General features: G+C 71.1%; 15 protein-coding genes and 2 tRNA genes. 14 read left to right on the top strand and 3 right to left on the bottom strand.

The genetic code is table 11. The features are described 5' to 3' along the window. Nucleotides 1–26: 26 nt before the first annotated feature. A complete protein-coding gene (locus tag ACIQFZ_RS04470) occupies nucleotides 27–1097 on the top strand; it encodes a hypothetical protein (RefSeq protein ID WP_376650734.1) in 1071 nt (356 codons plus the stop codon). Between the two features lie 51 nt (nucleotides 1098–1148). Here ACIQFZ_RS04470 and ACIQFZ_RS04465 read toward each other — a convergent pair whose 3' ends face one another. Continuing rightward, nucleotides 1149–2270 (bottom strand): M48 family metallopeptidase, encoded by a 1122-nt coding sequence (locus tag ACIQFZ_RS04465; RefSeq protein ID WP_383056983.1) that lies wholly within the window; start codon nucleotides 2268–2270, stop codon nucleotides 1149–1151. 89 nt (nucleotides 2271–2359) lie between these two features. Here ACIQFZ_RS04465 and ACIQFZ_RS04460 point away from each other — a divergent pair, with 89 nt between their 5' ends. The 10 genes from ACIQFZ_RS04460 to ACIQFZ_RS04415 all read left to right on the top strand — a co-directional run bounded on the left by ACIQFZ_RS04460 (nucleotide 2360) and on the right by ACIQFZ_RS04415 (nucleotide 7700). After that, nucleotides 2360–2524, top strand: a complete 165-nt coding sequence (locus tag ACIQFZ_RS04460) for a hypothetical protein (protein ID WP_365433742.1) — start codon at nucleotides 2360–2362, stop codon at nucleotides 2522–2524. A 186-nt stretch (nucleotides 2525–2710) separates the two neighbouring features. Continuing rightward, nucleotides 2711–2866: a hypothetical protein gene (locus ACIQFZ_RS04455; protein ID WP_225075111.1), complete on the top strand. Its 156-nt coding sequence runs from the start codon at nucleotides 2711–2713 to the stop codon at nucleotides 2864–2866. 70 nt (nucleotides 2867–2936) lie between these two features. Continuing rightward, nucleotides 2937–3611 carry a nicotinate-nucleotide adenylyltransferase gene (gene nadD, locus ACIQFZ_RS04450; RefSeq protein WP_361408553.1) on the top strand — a complete coding sequence of 225 codons (675 nt, stop codon included), beginning with the start codon at nucleotides 2937–2939 and terminating at the stop codon, nucleotides 3609–3611. Between the two features lie 18 nt (nucleotides 3612–3629). After that, on the top strand, nucleotides 3630–5411 hold the full coding sequence (locus ACIQFZ_RS04445; protein WP_402690588.1) for an LCP family protein: 1782 nt from the start codon (nucleotides 3630–3632) through the stop codon (nucleotides 5409–5411). A gap of 77 nt (nucleotides 5412–5488) precedes the next feature. Then, entirely contained in the window at nucleotides 5489–5935 is a 447-nt protein-coding gene (gene rsfS, locus ACIQFZ_RS04440; protein WP_365433751.1) for a ribosome silencing factor, read from the top strand. Next, nucleotides 5926–6603, top strand: coding sequence for a histidine phosphatase family protein (locus ACIQFZ_RS04435; protein ID WP_365773865.1), 678 nt, complete (start codon nucleotides 5926–5928; stop codon nucleotides 6601–6603). Before rsfS ends, ACIQFZ_RS04435 begins: the two co-directional genes overlap by 10 nt. Before the next feature lie 119 nt (nucleotides 6604–6722). Further along, nucleotides 6723–6795, top strand: a tRNA-Ala gene (locus ACIQFZ_RS04430). Nucleotides 6796–7075: 280 nt separating this feature from the next. Beyond that, the gene (locus ACIQFZ_RS04425) at nucleotides 7076–7249 is read left to right on the top strand and encodes a hypothetical protein (protein ID WP_365438330.1); all 174 of its coding nucleotides are present in this window, start codon (nucleotides 7076–7078) and stop codon (nucleotides 7247–7249) included. A gap of 3 nt (nucleotides 7250–7252) precedes the next feature. Continuing rightward, nucleotides 7253–7486: a hypothetical protein gene (locus tag ACIQFZ_RS04420; protein WP_100566877.1), complete on the top strand. Its 234-nt coding sequence runs from the start codon at nucleotides 7253–7255 to the stop codon at nucleotides 7484–7486. 141 nt (nucleotides 7487–7627) lie between these two features. Beyond that, a tRNA-Ala gene (locus ACIQFZ_RS04415) sits at nucleotides 7628–7700 on the top strand. Between the two features lie 132 nt (nucleotides 7701–7832). Here ACIQFZ_RS04415 and ACIQFZ_RS04410 read toward each other — a convergent pair. Both ACIQFZ_RS04410 and ACIQFZ_RS04405 read right to left on the bottom strand, forming a co-directional pair. After that, the gene (locus ACIQFZ_RS04410) at nucleotides 7833–9443 is read right to left on the bottom strand and encodes an NADH-ubiquinone oxidoreductase-F iron-sulfur binding region domain-containing protein (protein WP_365422287.1); all 1611 of its coding nucleotides are present in this window, start codon (nucleotides 9441–9443) and stop codon (nucleotides 7833–7835) included. Further along, complete coding sequence (locus ACIQFZ_RS04405; protein WP_402690587.1) at nucleotides 9440–10765, bottom strand: cytochrome b/b6 domain-containing protein; 1326 nt, start codon at nucleotides 10763–10765, stop codon at nucleotides 9440–9442. The genes ACIQFZ_RS04410 and ACIQFZ_RS04405 overlap by 4 nt, the downstream gene beginning before the upstream one ends. A 447-nt stretch (nucleotides 10766–11212) precedes the next feature. Here ACIQFZ_RS04405 and leuS point away from each other — a divergent pair, with 447 nt between their 5' ends. From leuS to ACIQFZ_RS04390, 3 genes are all read left to right on the top strand, one after another. Further along, the gene (gene leuS, locus ACIQFZ_RS04400) at nucleotides 11213–14095 is read left to right on the top strand and encodes a leucine--tRNA ligase (RefSeq protein ID WP_365422281.1); all 2883 of its coding nucleotides are present in this window, start codon (nucleotides 11213–11215) and stop codon (nucleotides 14093–14095) included. A 198-nt stretch (nucleotides 14096–14293) separates the two neighbouring features. Continuing rightward, entirely contained in the window at nucleotides 14294–15025 is a 732-nt protein-coding gene (locus ACIQFZ_RS04395; RefSeq protein WP_402690586.1) for a hypothetical protein, read from the top strand. An 82-nt stretch (nucleotides 15026–15107) separates the two neighbouring features. Next, on the top strand, nucleotides 15108–15953 hold the full coding sequence (locus ACIQFZ_RS04390) for a DegV family protein (RefSeq protein WP_365422276.1): 846 nt from the start codon (nucleotides 15108–15110) through the stop codon (nucleotides 15951–15953). Nucleotides 15954–16191 lie beyond the last annotated feature (238 nt).

Below are 16191 nucleotides of genomic sequence, written 5' to 3'. Positions count from 1 at the left end.
GGCTTCCGGAGACCTACCCTGAAGATATGGGAGGGCCTGGAGAGCCACCTGAGGGGACACCCGAGGGCGTCCCGGGAGGTGCGGAGGACGAGTACCGATCCGTCGTCTTCGACGAGTCGTTCGTCCGGGCTGCCCACCTCCAGGAGTACTCAGCGCGTGAGCGGATGACCGACCACACCCCGGCCGTGCGCCGCCGCCCGCCGCTGCGCCGAGGGCTGCCCCGGCAGGCGCTGCTGCTGGTCCTGCTGATCATCGTCGCCTTCGGCACCGCGATCTACATGGGCGTACGGCACCCCTACCAGAGCGCGCAGGCCCAGCGGCCCGTGGAGCCGCTGCGGATGACCGTCGTCCCGCTCGCCCCGCAGGGCAAGGTGCCCGGCGCGGCCGACCCCGAATACCTCTACACGCACAGCCCGGCCGCCCAGTTCGCCATCGGCGCGGAGGGCGTACCGATGCCCGTCGTCCGGCGCACCGCGCACTTCACCGACAGCCAGGTCGTCGCCGCGCTGACCATGGCGAAGGAGTACATCGTCGCGTCCTCCCTCTACCCGGAGGTGCTCACCGGCGGCCAGACCCGCCCGGTGCGGGCGCTGCTCGACCCCGGTCAGCTCGACCAGTTCGACCAGAGCTTCGTCCGCCCCGCCGCCGACGGCCGGCACGCGCCCACCGGCTGGCTCGTCCGCTTCGACCCGGCCCGGGCCGAGCTGGCCGACCGCGAGATCCGGGTGCAGGGCAGTCTCCAGGCCGTCGAGACCGACTCCTCCACCCTGGAGGTCAGGGCGGACCACACCTTCGTCTACGCGCTGAAGCCGGCCGGCTCCGCGGCGCACGCGCCGGCCTCGCTGTTCACCGTCCGGCGCGAGCTGCAGTTCCGCTTCACCCAGGACGACCTGCGGCTGCACCAGGTCCAGATCGTCGTCTCCTATGTGCAGGCCGGCCCGCTCTCCTGCGCCGGGGACTCCGCGGGGCGCTTCGAGCCGCTGCTGGCCGGCCAGACGGCCAAGGCGGGCAGCCCGCCCGGCACGGACCCGTACGCCACGGACACCGCGGCGGCCCTGTGCGGCTCCCTGGCGCACAGCGCCGAGCCGAAGGTGTGACGCCGCCGCGGGCGGTGGCCGCGCGGGACCGGCCCGCGCTCGCTCGGAGGGTCAGTCGTCGTCGCGGGGCGGGGTGTCGGTGGACGGCTGGTCCTTGCCCCGGTCCTGGGGCGGGGCCGATCCCGTGAAGCCGCCGAAGCCGCGCCGCACCCGGTCGCCCAGGTCGCCGGCGCCGCCCGCCAGATCGCTGACCAGCTTCATCAGCGGGTCCTTCGAGCTCCTGACGTGGTTGGCGTAGTGGGCCGCCGACTCGCGGAAGGAGTCGGTGACCGAGGTGTCCTTGTCCTCGGTGCGGCGCGGGTAGTGGCCGTCCATGATCCGCTGGTAGTCGCGGGACTCGGCCCACTTCTTCAACTCGGCCGCACGCACGGTGGTGAAGGGATGCGAACGCGGCAGCACGTTGAGGATCTTCAGCACGGAGTCGCGCAGGTCGCCCCCGGCCTCGTACTCCTCGGCCTGCTGGAGGAACGCGTCCACGTTCATCTGGTGCAGGTGGTTGCCGCCCGCGATCTTCATCAGGCCCCGCATGGAGGCCTTCAGGTCCTGGCCGACGAGCAGACCGGCCCGGTCCGCCGACAGCTCCGACTTGCGGAACCACTCGCGCAGCCCGGTGACGATCGCCATGATCGCGAGGTTGCCCAGCGGGATCCAGGCGACCCGGACGGCCAGGCTCGTCAGGAACAGCAGGATCGTGCGGTACACGGCGTGCCCGGACAGGGCGTGGCCCACCTCGTGGCCGATGACCGCCCGCATCTCCTCCTCGTCGAGCAGCTCGACCAGGCCCGTGGTGACGACGATGATCGGCTCGTCCAGGCCGATGCACATCGCGTTGGGCTGGGGATCCTGGTTCACGTACATCGGCGGGACCTTCTCCAGGTCCAGGATGTAGCAGGCGTCCCGCAGCATGTCGTTCAGGTGTGCGAACTGCTGGTCGGAGACGCGGACGGAGTCGGACAGGAACAGCAGCCGGAGACTGCGCTCGGGCAGCAGGCCGCTGAGGGCCTTGAACACCGTGTCGAAGCCGCTCAGCTTGCGCAGCGCGACCAGGGCGGAGCGGTCGGCAGGGTGCTCGTACGCGCGCGAGGAGATCTCCGGGAAGCGCCTGCGCTGCCGGCTCGGCACGTGCTCCTGCCCGTCTTGTTCGCGGCCGTCGTCGGACATGTGGTCCCCCATGTGTGTCAGTGTCCCAATGTGCCCCCGAGGCAGGACCCAGCCTAGGCGGAGATACCGTGGACGGGCAGTGCAACGAAGGAGTCCACACCATGGAGCACCACCCCGCAGCCGCCTGGCTGACCGAGGCCGCCGACGCCGCCGCCCAGCACCAGGGGACGGGCTACCTGCTCCGGGTCGTCCTGATCGTGATGGTTCTGGGCTGCGTCCTCACCGGCTGGTTCCTCCTCCGCGGCTACAAGCGGGACGACGACTGACGCGGCGAAAAGGTTCCCGAGGGCTCCCGCGGCCGTCGCGCCCGCACCGGAGGGGCCGCGCGGGTGCGGGTGGGGCGCAAGCGCCCGCGGTGCCAACGGTGGAGTCGGGGTGAGCGGTGCGCCGGGGGTTGCTTACGATGGGCCGACATCCTTGTCCCGCTCACTCCCGGATAGGTCCTGCCAAAGATGAGCTACCCCAGCACCGCTGCCCAGTTGGTCAACCTCGCCGAGGCCGAGGGGGGCAACCACGAGAGCCTCAGCCCCTTCCTCACCGGCGGTGGCGCGCTGTTCATCCTGCTGCTCCTGCTGTGGATCACCACGCGTTTCAACCGCGACCGCTGAAGCCCTGTCCGGCCCGTCCCCGGGATCTGGTTCACGGAGTCCTCAGGTCGGGCCGGTAGGGTCTGCACGCATGGGAGAGCAGGACATGCCTACCGGTCCGGCGAGTGACACGGTGAACCCCCTCGAACACGGGCCCGGCGGCGGGCCTTCGGCGTCGGGCAAGCGGCGCCTCGGCGTCATGGGCGGAACGTTCGACCCGATCCACCACGGGCACCTCGTGGCGGCCAGCGAGGTCGCCGCGCAGTTCCACCTGGACGAGGTGGTGTTCGTGCCCACCGGGCAGCCCTGGCAGAAGTCCCACCGCCATGTCTCCCCGGCGGAGGACCGCTATCTGATGACGGTCATCGCGACCGCCGAGAACCCGCAGTTCTCCGTGAGCCGCATCGACATCGACCGCGGCGGTCCCACCTACACCGTGGACACCCTGCGCGACCTGCGCGCGCTCAATCCCGACACCGACCTGTTCTTCATCACCGGCGCCGACGCGCTCGGCCAGATCCTCACCTGGCGGGACTCCGAGGAACTGTTCTCCCTCGCGCACTTCATCGGCGTCACCCGGCCCGGCCACCATCTGACCGATCCCGGCCTGCCGGAAGGCGGCGTCTCGCTCGTCGAGGTCCCCGCCCTCGCCATCTCCTCCACCGACTGCCGGGCGAGAGTCGCCAAGGGTGACCCGGTCTGGTATCTGGTGCCTGACGGAGTCGTGCGCTACATCGCCAAACGCCAGCTGTACCGAGGCGAGTAAGCCGAGAGGGGCACCGGGGTGAACGACCGATACGACGCTGGTCACGGAGGCGACCAGTACGAACTCGTCGGCTACGACGAGTACGGCCGGCCTGTGTACCGGCAGGTCCCCGTCCAGCAGACGCCGCAGCAGGCCTACGACGCCTACGGACAGCAGGGCTACGGCTACGACCCGTACGCGACCGGCGGCCAGCAGCAGCTCGACCCCACGTCCTACCAGGGCGGTCACGACGGCGCCTACCAGGGCGGCTACGGAACCGGCTACGACGGCGGCCGGCAGGCGCCCGGCCCCTCCGGCCCCTCCGGCCCCTCCGGCCACGGAGCTCATGGCGCCCACGGCTCCTACGACCCCTACGGTTCCGGCGCGACGGCGGCGCCGTACGACCCGTACGGCCGGGCCGCGACCAGCGGGCAGCAGCCCCAGGTCTCCGAGCAGACCGCACACATCCCGCAGCAGACCGGCCCGGCGGACGCCGACCGGCCGGCGCAGGGACCCGGCCGCGGCGGTGCGGACGGACCCGACTACCGCACCGAGCAGTTCGCCTTCGTCGAGGAGCCTGGCGACGACTCCGAGGACGTCATCGACTGGCTGAAGTTCACCGAGAACCGCACCGAGCGCCGCGAGGAGGCCCGTCGCCGCGCCCGCAGCCGCGTCATCGCCCTGACCGTCGTGCTGGCCCTGGTCGCGGTGGGCGGCGTCGGCTACCTCTGGTACGCCGGGAAGCTGCCCGGACTGTCGTCGCCCGGCTCCGAGACCGGCACCACGACCGCGTCCGGCGCCCAGAAGCGCGACGTGATCGTCGTCCACCTGCACGACACCGAGCGGGGCGGCACGTCCACGGCGCTGCTCGTCGGCAACACCACCACCAAGCAGGGCACCACCGTCCTGCTGCCCAACTCCCTTGCCCTGTCGGGCGACGACGGCACCGTCACTACCCTCGCCAAGTCGGTCAAGGGCGACGGCTCCTCGGGTACCCGCGACCAGCTCGACACGGTCCTCGGCACCGACATCGAGGGCACCTGGCGCCTGGACACCCCCTACCTCCAGAACCTCGTCGACCTGGTCGGCAACATCGACGTCGACACCAACGCCGAGGTGCCCGACCCGGACGCCAAGAAGAAGGGCACCGCGCCCCTGATCCGCAAGGGCAAGGCGCAGACCCTCAGCGGCAAGATGGCCGTCGCCTACGCCACCTACCACGCCCCGGGCGAGCAGGAGAACGCCCAGCTCGAACGGTTCGGCCAGGTGATGCAGAGCGTGCTGCGCAAGGTCCCCTCCGACGCCACGGGCGCGACGACGACGGTGCAGACGCTTCAGCAGATCCTCGACCCCTCGCTCACCGACGAGGACCTCGGCGCCTTCCTCGCCAAGCTGGCCGATTTCGCCAAGGGCGGCGACTACAAGACGGCGCTGCTGCCGGTGCAGACGGACGGCACGCTGAGCGCGCAGACCAGCGAGAGCGTGGTCAAGGACGTCCTGGGCGGCACCGCGAAGAGCCCCGACCAGTCGTCCGCCGTCCGGGTCTCCGTGCGGAACGCCACCGGCACCAAGGGCAACACCGAGAAGGCCCGGATCGTCCTCCTGGGCGGCGGCTTCACCTTCCTGGAGGGCGGCACCGCGTCCGAGGTCCGCTCGGCGTCCCAGGTCGTCTACGCCGACGCCGCGGGCAAGGAGAAGGCCACGGAGGTCGCCAAGACCCTGGGGCTGCCCGACACCGCGGTGACGAAGGGCACCGTCACCTCGAACGCCGACGTCTCGGTCGTCCTCGGTCAGGACTACCGGGGCTCCTCGGAGCAGTGATCCCTCAATTGCGTGGGGTGTCCTCGGCGGTCCGTGAGACCCTTGGTGTCAAGTGACCGCCGAAGGAAAGCCTTGTAGTGACCGCGACCGACCACTCTCTCGACCTCATCAACACCGCCGCCCAGGCGGCCGCCGACAAACTCGCGCACGACGTCATCGCGTATGACGTCAGCGACGTGCTGTCGATCACAGACGCCTTCCTGCTGGCGTCCGCGCCCAGTGACCGCCAGGTCAAGTCGATCGTCGACGAGATCGAGGAGCGGCTGCTGAAGGAACTCGGCGCCAAGCCGGTGCGCCGCGAAGGCGACCGCGAGGCCCGCTGGGTCCTGCTCGACTACGTGGACATCGTCGTGCACGTCCAGCACAGCGAGGAGCGCGTCTTCTACGCCCTGGAGCGGTTGTGGAAGGACTGCCCCGAACTCGAACTGCCCGCCGACGCCAAGGCCACCCGGGGCAAGGCTGAGGAGCACGCCAAGCAGCAGGCCGCCGAGGAGACGGCGGAGCCAGGCGGTGAGTGGCGGTGAGCGGCGCCGCCGAGGGGCCCGGCCGGGTGCCGGGCCGTGGCCGCCGCGTCATCCTGTGGCGCCACGGCCAGACTCCCTGGAACGTGGAACGGCGCTTCCAGGGCAGCACGGACGTCGAGCTGACCGAGACCGGCGTCGGCCAGGCCCGCCGTGCCGCCCGCCTGCTGGCCTCCCTGCGGCCCGACGCGATCGTCTCCTCCGACCTCCTGCGGGCCACCCGAACGGCCGCCGAGCTGGCGGCGCTCACCGGCCTTGAGGTCACCCGCGACGAGGCCCTGCGCGAGACCTACGCGGGCGTCTGGCAGGGCCTGACGCACGAGGAGATCATCGACCGGTACGGCGAGCAGTACGCCGCGTGGAAGCGCGGCGAGCCGGTGCGCCGCGGCGGCGGGGAACTGGAGACCGAGGTCGCCGACCGTGCCGCCCCCGTCGTGCTGCGGCACGTGGAGAAGGTGCCCGAGGACGGCACGCTCGTCGTGGTCAGCCACGGCGGAACCATCCGCACCACCCTCGGTCGCCTCATCGGCCTCGAACCCCACCACTGGGAGAGCCTGGGCGGCCTGTCCAACTGCTGCTGGTCGGTCCTCGGCGAGGGCGCCCGCGGCTGGCGGCTGCTGGAGCACAACGCCGGCACCCTGCCCGAGCCCGTCCTCGGCGACGACGACTGAGCCGCCCCGCGGCCCACGGGACCCGGATTTCACTTTCCGGCAGGTCGCAGGCTAAAGTTCTTCTTGTTCGTCCCGCCGAGCGGGGCGAAACACCACGCGGCTGGTTCGCGTGGAGGCAAGGGGCTATAGCTCAGTTGGTAGAGCGCCTGCATGGCATGCAGGAGGTCAGGAGTTCAATTCTCCTTAGCTCCACGGACCGGCACTCGGTTGAGTCGCCGAAGATCGTTCGTCAGGATCCCGTCCCGTTCAGGGGCGGGATTTTCTGTATTCCTGCGAACCGGCTTGAGTCACTTGGGGCTCGGGGGCGTATACCTCAGCGAGCGCGCTCCCGGAGTGCCTGGACGCGTCGGCCCGGACGTCCGTGGTGCAGGCCGTGGCCGTACTGGTACCAAGGCGTCGCTGACCGTGTCGGCCCGGCCGTGGCAGAATCAAACGGCCGGAAGGGGGCGCGGCCCGACGGGAGGGAGTAGCGATGCCTGCCTGCATCCTCGAGGAGGTCGATCACCTCCTCGGTGCGGCGTTGATACGAGACACGGTCACCCGCCTCGTCTGCCCCTCCTGCGGCTCCCTCGATGTGGCCCAAGTCCTCGGCGACAACGGGGGGATCTCGTACGTGTGCACGGCCTGCGGCCACAGCTGGAGCTGACCTATGGGTGCACACAGGCGGAAGTGCGACTGGTGCGGCGGCGGCACCCCGATCGTCCGCGACATGGAGCCGATCAACCCCGACTACCAGTACTGGTGCGAGGAGTGCGCGCGGGCGCTGATCATAAAAGGCGACCCGATCGAGACGTACCGCGAACTCGAGGGAGAGCCGATCTACGGCCGGCTCCTGGAGGAGCACTGCACTCTGAAGCGGTTCTATTCGTTTGTGACGGCGTGACGCCGGCCCTGCTCTCGGGGGCCGTGCCGGGGGGAGCGAAACCGATTTGGTGTTCCACCCCATGGACCGTGTAATGTTGGCGTCGCCGCCGGGGAAACCGGGCGACACGGTCGAATACGAGGCTCAGCCGCGTGGCCGCGAGGGGCTATAGCTCAGTTGGTAGAGCGCCTGCATGGCATGCAGGAGGTCAGGAGTTCAATTCTCCTTAGCTCCACAGGAAGTGAGGGCGGGTCATCCATTGGATGACCCGCCCTCGACGTATGCCCGGACGCGTACGCGGCGGCATCGGGAGCGGCAATGCGACGGCGGGGCGCCCCCTGGGAGGGCGACCCGCCGTCGCGTGCGTTCAGCGGCCCAGAGCGCGGCGGCCGCGGCCCTGGGAGAGGACCGGCAGGTTGCGCGACGGCGCCTGCGAGCGGGTGTCCTCCTCGAGGCGCAGGGCCAGCGCCGGGCAGCGGCGCACGGCGCGCAGGGCCTTGTCCTCCGCGTAGCGCGGAACCTTCGCCTGGGCGACGGTCGGAAAGCCGTCGGCGCCCAGTTCGAAGACCTCCGGGAGGATGTCCGCGCACAGACCGTGTCCCCGGCACAGCGTCCAGTCGACGTAGATCTTCTGACGGCTGGAGCCGGACTCCTCGGCCTCGCCCCCGCCGGGGACGCCGGTGGGAGCCCTGCCGCCCTCGAAGAGCGGCAGGACGCCCTCCACGGGGCGTCCGCAGCCGTTGCCGAGGACGTGCGCGGCCAGGTCGTCGGTGAACGCCTTGATGGTCGATTCCAGGAACATCGCCGAGCCGTCGGGGTGCGAGCAGGCGCCGCGCCGCTTGACGTTCTTGGCGACCTGCTTGAGGGCCTCCAGGGCGGCCGGGCCGCCGCCGTTCAGGATGTCCTCCAAGCCGCGCGCGGCGGCCGGCAGGCCGAGGTAGCAGGGACCGCACTGGCCCGCGCTCTCCTCCGCCAGCCACTTCGCCACCTGGAGCGACTCGCCAAGCGGGCAGGTCTCCTGACTGATCGGCAGAATCGCCCCGGCGCCGAGCGAACCGCCCACCGCGTCCAGGGAGTTGCGCGAGACGATCGCCTCGTTGACGGTCGCCGCGTCGATCCACTTGCCGTGGTAGCCGCCGGTCAGCACGCCCTGCGGCACCGGCGGGGCGCCGGCGAGCTGGAGGACGTAGCGCAGCGGTACCCCGGTGGGTGCCTCGACCACCATGGGGCGGGCGACGGCGCCGGAGATGGTCAGCATCACGGTGCCCGGCTCGTCGTACAGGCCGGTGTTGCCGTAGCGCTCCGGGCCGATGCGGGCGGCGATCGCCAGTTGGGCGAAGGTCTCCGCGTTGGACAGCAGGGTGGGCGCGCCGCCCACGCCGTTCTGCGAGGCGCTGGTCTTGCGGCCCGGCGGGATCGCGGGGCCGCCGTCGATGGAGCGGATCAGCGACGCGGCCGCGCCCGTGACCATGCGCACCGGGTTGCGCTGCACGCTCGCGCGCAGAGCCGACCTGCGGCTGTTGCTCAGGCCGCGTTCGGCGAGCGCGGCCTCCATGGAGCGCTGGGTGGACTCCCGGGTGACCCCCACCACGAGGGTGCGGGCACCGAGGGCCTCCGCGCACAGCAGGGCCCCGTCGAGGATGAGGTGCGGGGCACGGTTGATCAGGACCGTGTCCTTGCGGCAGGCCGGCTCGTCCTCGCTGCCGTTGACGACGACGACCGGCCGTACGCCGCGTTTGATCGCCGACTCGGCGACCGAGCGCAGCTTCCTGTGGAAGGGGAAGCCCGCGCCGCCGCGGCCCTTCAGATTGATGGCCTCGGAGAGCTGCGCGAGCTGCTCGCCGCCCATCGGTTCGAGCGGCCCGTGCACCTTCAGGTGCATGGGCAGATCGAGTCTTTCGACAAGGTCGAAGCCCGACGTGAGCTGGGGGAGCCCGACCACGCGGACTTCGGGGACGTCGGGCAGGGCCTCGTTCACCTGTAGCCTCCGGAAGGCGTGTTCCAAGGTTCGCCCGAACCCGGCGCGTCGTAGGAGGCGCCGGGCGGTGTTTCAGTGGCGGGACCGCTGTTGTACGTGTCGTTCGGGTTGTACGTGCCGTAGGGGGCGTTCGTCTCACCGGTGTCGTACACATCACGTCCGCCGTAGCCGGTGGTGCCCGCGGCCGCGCCCGGATTGTTGTAGGCCGGGATGTTGTACCCCGTGTCGTTCAGCGGGTCGTAGGCGGACGGGGGCGCCTCGCCGACCGGCGGCGGTGAGGGGATCGGCCAGCTGCCCGAGGTGCTGCCGGGGCCGTCCACGTGCGGCGTCGCGCCGGTGGCCTGCGAGTCGAACGGCATGTTCATGCGTGCGGTCTGGTCGGCCGCGAAGGACTGCCGGTCGCGCGGCGGCGTCGCGACGGCCCGGTAGGCGGCGGCGAAGCCGGGGGCGGGCTCGGGCTCCGCGGCGGGCGCCGGGGTGTCGTACAGCGGGGAGGAGGGCCGCGGACTGCGCGGCGCCGGCCTTGTCGCGTCGGCGCGGGGGGGCGTCGCGCCGCGTGCGTTCTCGTAGCCCGGCAGCGCCGACTCGGAGGCCCTGGCCCGGCTCGCGTCCAGGTCGTCCAGCTCCGGCCGCTCGCCGCCGCCCAGCACCGACACGAGCCGGTCGGCGAGCCTGCGCTTGAACGGGCGCGGTGCCGCGCGCACGGCCAGGGCCGCCATGACGCCCAGCAGGGACAGGCCGTAGAGGATGAAGAAGATCGGCTTGGCCTCCCGGCCCGCGTACAGGCCGTGCACCAGCGCCGCGCACCAGGCCGGGTACGCCAGCATGTGCATCGCCCGCCAGCGCGCCGCGACCGGGGCGGGGGTGGCGAAGTTGCTGCGCAGTGCCCCGGTGATGCCCACGAAGATCATCAGCAGGCCGGCCAGGGAGCCGAGGCCGACCAGGCCCTCGATCCCGGTGAGGCCGAGCGAGAACGGGATCAGGGCGGCGATCAGCTGGGTGTGCCCCAGCACGATCTTGGTGGTGATGTGCACCAGGAGGAACGCGATCGAGGCGACCGCGGTGGTCCGGTGCACCGCCTGGCCCACGATCCGCTGGCGTGTGTTGAGGATGATCCGGTCCTGGGCGACCAGGCCCCAGATCACCGAGCAGCTGAGCGAGACGAGCGAGAGCACGCCCGCGCCGAAGTTCAGGAACTCGCGGAACTGGCTGCCTCCGGCCAGCACGACCACGGGTATGAGGAGCAGGACGACAGCCGACGCCACCCCATAGGCCGAGCGGCCGGGTTTGGGGAGGGAGCTGTTACTGCGACGAGGGTTCATGGGGGCGACTCCGAGCGGTTCGGGAAAGCGGTCCCGGGCACGAACTCTAAGTGGCTCCAAACCGAGCGGTACGCCGTTTGAGTTATTGCGTTGTTATCAACGGCGCCGCCGGGGCTCGTGTTGTCCCCATAGGATCCATTACGCCGGGTTAAATTTGAACTATGTTCAGCTTTTCTGAACCTTCACAAACAGACCCCCGGTCCCTCACGACTCGCCGGGGTTCGCGTCCCGCCCCGCGGACGCTCGTCGCCCCGCACTCGACGGCTGCGGTACCCTGACGCCATGCGTGCCGTACGCCTTCTGCTTAGCGAGCCGCGCTGATCAGTCCCGACCGCCGGACCAATCGGATGGTCGGCATCGGCGCGGCGTCCCCTCCTGTGCGAGGGGATTTTTCGTTTCTGAAAGTCGCAGCCGTGGGCAGAGACGATCGATGGAGCTTTGAGGATCATGAGCGAGACGAACCCCGCTGCCGCCTCCGAGGTGGCAGCGCCGCACCGCTACACGGCCGCCGTGGCGGCCGACATCGAGGCACGCTGGCAGGACTTCTGGGACGCCGACGGCACCTACGCGGCGCCGAATCCCAAGGGTGACCTGGCGGGCGACCCCGAGCTGGTCGCCCGGCCCAAGAAGTTCATCATGGACATGTTCCCGTACCCCTCCGGTGCGGGCCTGCACGTCGGTCACCCGCTCGGGTACATCGCCACCGACGTGTACGCCCGTTTCCAGCGGATGACCGGCCACAACGTCCTGCACACCCTGGGCTTCGACGCCTTCGGCCTGCCCGCCGAGCAGTACGCCGTGCAGACCGGCACCCACCCGCGGGTGTCCACCGAGGCCAACATCGAGAACATGAAGGCGCAGCTGCGCCGGCTGGGCCTGGGCCACGACAAGCGCCGGTCGTTCGCCACGATCGACCCGGACTACTACAAGTGGACCCAGTGGATCTTCCTGCAGATCTTCAACTCCTGGTACGACGACGAGGCCGGGAAGGCCCGTCCGATCTCGCAGCTGATCGCCCAGTTCGAGTCCGGTGAGCGGGCCGTGCCGGGGCACACGCGCGCGTGGCCGGAGCTGAGCGCCGCCGAGCGCGCCGAGGTCCTGGGCGAGTTCCGCCTGGCCTACGCCTCCGACTCGCCCGTCAACTGGTGCCCCGGCCTGGGCACCGTGCTGGCCAACGAGGAGGTCACCGCCGACGGCCGCTCCGAGCGCGGCAACTTCCCGGTCTTCAAGGCCAAGCTGCGCCAGTGGAACATGCGCATCACCGCCTACGCCGACCGGCTGCTGGACGACCTGGAGGAGCTGGACTGGCCCGAGGCCATCAAGCTCCAGCAGCGCAACTGGATCGGCCGCTCCGAGGGCGCCCGCGTCGACTTCCCGATCGACGGCGAGCGGATCACGATCTTCACCACCCGCCAGGACACCCTGTTCGGCGCCACCTACATGGTGCTGGCGCCCGAGCACCCGCTGGTGGAGAAGTTCACCCCGGCCGCCTGGCCGGAGGGCACCCACGAGGTGTGGACCGGTGGCCACGCCACCCCGGCCGAGGCCGTCGCCGCCTACCGCGCCCAGGCCGCCTCGAAGTCGGACGTGGAGCGCCAGGCCGAGGCCAAGGACAAGACCGGCGTCTTCACCGGCGCGTTCGCCGTCAACCCGGTCAACGGCGAGAAGGTCCCGGTCTTCATCGCCGACTACGTCCTGATGGGCTACGGCACCGGCGCGATCATGGCCGTCCCCGCCCACGACAGCCGCGACTTCGCCTTCGCGCGCGCCTTCGAACTGCCGATGCGCTGCGTGGTCGAGCCGGCCGACGACCGCGGCACCGACACCACGACCTGGGACGACGCCTTCGCCTCGTACGACGCGAAGATCGTGAACTCCGCCGGCGACGACGTGAAGCTGGACGGCCTGGGCGTCGTCGACGCCAAGGCGCGCATCACCGAGTGGCTGGAGCGCAAGGGCATCGGCGAGGGCACCGTCAACTTCCGCCTGCGCGACTGGCTGTTCAGCCGCCAGCGCTACTGGGGCGAGCCCTTCCCGATCGTCTACGACGAGGACGGCGTGGCCCACGCGCTGCCCGAGTCGATGCTGCCGCTGGAGCTGCCCGAGGTCGAGGACTACTCGCCGCGCACCTTCGACCCGGACGACGCCGACACCCAGCCCGAGACGCCGCTGTCGCGCAACGAGGACTGGGTCAACGTCACCCTGGACCTGGGCGACGGGCCGAGGAAGTACCGCCGCGAGACCAACACCATGCCCAACTGGGCCGGTTCCTGCTGGTACGAGTTCCGCTACCTGGACCCGCACAACGACCGGCAACTGGTCGACCCGGAGATCGAGCGCTACTGGATGGGCCCGCGCGAGGGCATGCCCCACGGCGGCGTCGACCTGTACGTCGGCGGCGCCGAGCACGCCGTGCTGCACCTGCTGTACGCGCGCTTCTGGTCCAAGGTCCTGTACGACCTGGGGCACGTCTCCTCGCCGGAGCCGTTCCACAAGCTGTTCAACCAGGGCATGATCCAGGCCTACGTCTACCGCGACAGCCGTGGCATCGCGGTGCCGGCCGCCGAGGTGGAGGAGCGCGACGGCGCGTACTACTACCAGGGCGAGAAGGTCTCCCGGCTGCTGGGCAAGATGGGCAAGTCCCTGAAGAACGCGGTCACTCCGGACGAGATCTGCGCGGAGTACGGGGCCGACACGCTGCGCCTGTACGAGATGGCGATGGGCCCGCTGGACGTGTCCCGGCCGTGGGACACGCGCGCGGTGGTGGGCCAGTTCCGGCTGCTGCAGCGGCTGTGGCGCAACATCGTCGACGAGGCGACCGGCGAGGTCACCGTCGTCGACGCCGAGGACGCCGACATCGACGAGGAGACGTTGCGCGCCCTGCACAAGGCGATCGACGGCGTCCGCCAGGACCTGGAGGGCCTGCGCTTCAACACCGCCATCGCCAAGGTGACGGAGCTGAACAACCACCTGACCAAGACGGGCCGGTCCGTGCCGCGCTCGGTCGCCGGGCAGCTGGTGCTGATGGTCGCCCCGCTGGCCCCGCACATCGCCGAGGAGCTGTGGCACAAGCTGGGTCACTCCGGCTCGGTCGTCCACCAGGACTTCCCCGTCGCCGACCCGGCGTACGTCGTCGACGAGACCGTGACCTGCGTCGTCCAGGTCAAGGGCAAGGTGAAGGCGCGTCTGGAGGTCTCCCCGGCCATCTCCGAGGATGAGCTGGAGAAGGTGGCGCTGGCCGACGAGAAGGTCGTCGCGGCGCTGGAGGGCGCGGGCATCCGCAAGGTGATCGTGCGGGCGCCGAAGCTGGTGAACATCGTTCCGGCGTGAGTGCGTGCGGGACGGGGTGTGAGCTGTCGTTCGGCGTGAGCGTGTGTGCACGCGTGCGCGTGAGGGCCGGGGCGTGAGCGCCTCGGGGTAGTCCCCTACGGGCAGGTTCGGGGTTCTTCTGGAACCCGGGGCCTGCCCGTTGCGTTTACCGTGGAGGGGCGGCGCGACCGGTGCCGCGTGAGCCGGAGGAGGAGCGCCGTGGAAACAGTCGTCACCGTCCTCGTCCTCCTCTTCGCGGTCTTCGTGGTGCTCGGCGCCTACGCCGCGGTGAAGGTGGTCGGGGCCGCCAAGCGCAGTGTGGACCGCACCATCACCCAGGCCCGCCGCACGGTCGAGGACCACACGCTGCGGGCCAAGTCCTTCACCCAGCTCGGCCCGGCGGGCGAACTGGCCCAGCTGCGGCTCACCCTGCGCACCTCGATGCGTGCCACCCAGGACGCCCTGTACGCGGGCGTGCACGAGGACGAGTCCCTCAAGGAGTCCATCGCCCTGTTCGAGCGGCTCAGCGTGCACGGGCGCGAACTCGAGGGCGACCTCAAGCGCCTGGAGGCCGAGCCGGACCGGGCGACGCTCGCCGAGCGGCTCCCGGCCCTGCGTGAACGCACCCGACGCATCACGGAATCGGCCGACTCCCTGCGCTGGGCGGCCCGCGACCGCGCCCGCCGCTTCGCGGACGACGACCTGGACACGCTGAGCGCCCAGATCGACGTGGAGGCCGGCGCGCTGCGCCACTGGACCAAGACCGAGCCGACTGAGCCGACAACCGGGCCGACGACCGAGCCACCGGCCGCCGCGGCGGACCCGCGGACCTGGCCCGGGGCCCCGCGGCAGGCCTCCGCCGAGGAGCCGGCCCGGCCCGCCATCACCCCGTCGGGCCGTCGCCCCGTCTACCCCTGGCAGAAGAAGCCCCGGCCCGAGAGCACGACTTGAACACGGCCCGATCCGGCCACACGTGACCCGGTGAGAGGGGCTGGGCTGCCATCGGGGCACTACGGCAGGTAACCTCCAGCTCATGTCCCGCCATGTCGCGATCGTCACCGATTCAACGGCCTACCTGCCGCCGCGGACGATGGAGCGCCACGGCATCACCTCGGTTCCGTTGACCGTGGTCCTCGGCGACCAGGCGCTCGAAGAGGGCACCGAGATCTCGACGCGTTCACTCGCGCAGGCGCTGCAGAAGCGGCGGCCCGTCACCACCTCGCGCCCCAGCCCCGAGCTGTTCGCCGAGACCTACCGCAGGGTCGCGGCGTCCGGCGCGAGCGGCATCGTCTCCCTGCACCTGTCCGCGGAGCTCTCCGGCACGTACGACGCCGCGGTGCTCGCTGCGCGTGAGGCGCCCGTGCCGGTACGGGTGGTGGACACCGGGATGGTCGCGATGGCGCTCGGCTTCTGCGCCCTGGCCGCGGCCGAGACCACGGAGGCCGGCGGCACGGTGGACGAGGCGGTCGCTGCCGCCGAGAAGCGCGCCGGAGGCACCTCTGCCTTCTTCTACGTCGACACCCTCGACTATCTGCGCCGCGGCGGTCGCATCGGCGCGGCGCAGGCGCTGCTGGGCTCCGCGCTCGCCGTGAAACCGCTGCTCCAGTTGCAGGACGGCCGGATCGAACTCCTGGAGAAGGTGCGCACCGCCTCGAAGGCGATCGCCCGCCTGGAGGAGATCGTGGCCGAGCGCGCGGGCGGCGCCGACGTCGATGTCGCCGTCCACCATCTCGCCGCTCCCGAACGGGCGTCGGCCCTCGCGGACCGGCTGCGCACACGGGTGTCCGGCCTGGCCGACCTGCACGTCAGCGAGGTCGGGGCGGTGATCGGCGCGCACACCGGTCCAGGGCTGCTGGGGGTCGTGGTCTCGCCGCGCTAACCCGTACGGGTGAGTGAGTTGTCCACAACTGGGCGGTAGTCCCCGGAAATTGAGCAAGATCGTTGCGAGGGTGCCGGGTTGCCGGATGCTCCTGGCATGGCACTTCGATCACGCTCACGCACAGCGGCGGCGACCAGCGGCCCGGGCCGCGCCCCCGACTCGGACGGTCGCACCCGGCACCGCCGCCCACCGGCCCGCCGGGGCTCCCACGCCTCGGCGGAGGATCTGCACCGGCGCG

It is taken from the genome of Streptomyces sp. NPDC093064 (genome assembly GCF_044754605.1).
In the GTDB taxonomy this organism is placed as follows: domain Bacteria; phylum Actinomycetota; class Actinomycetes; order Streptomycetales; family Streptomycetaceae; genus Streptomyces.
Note: the sequence above shows the minus strand (reverse complement) of the source record. Positions and strands in the feature narration are given on the sequence as shown.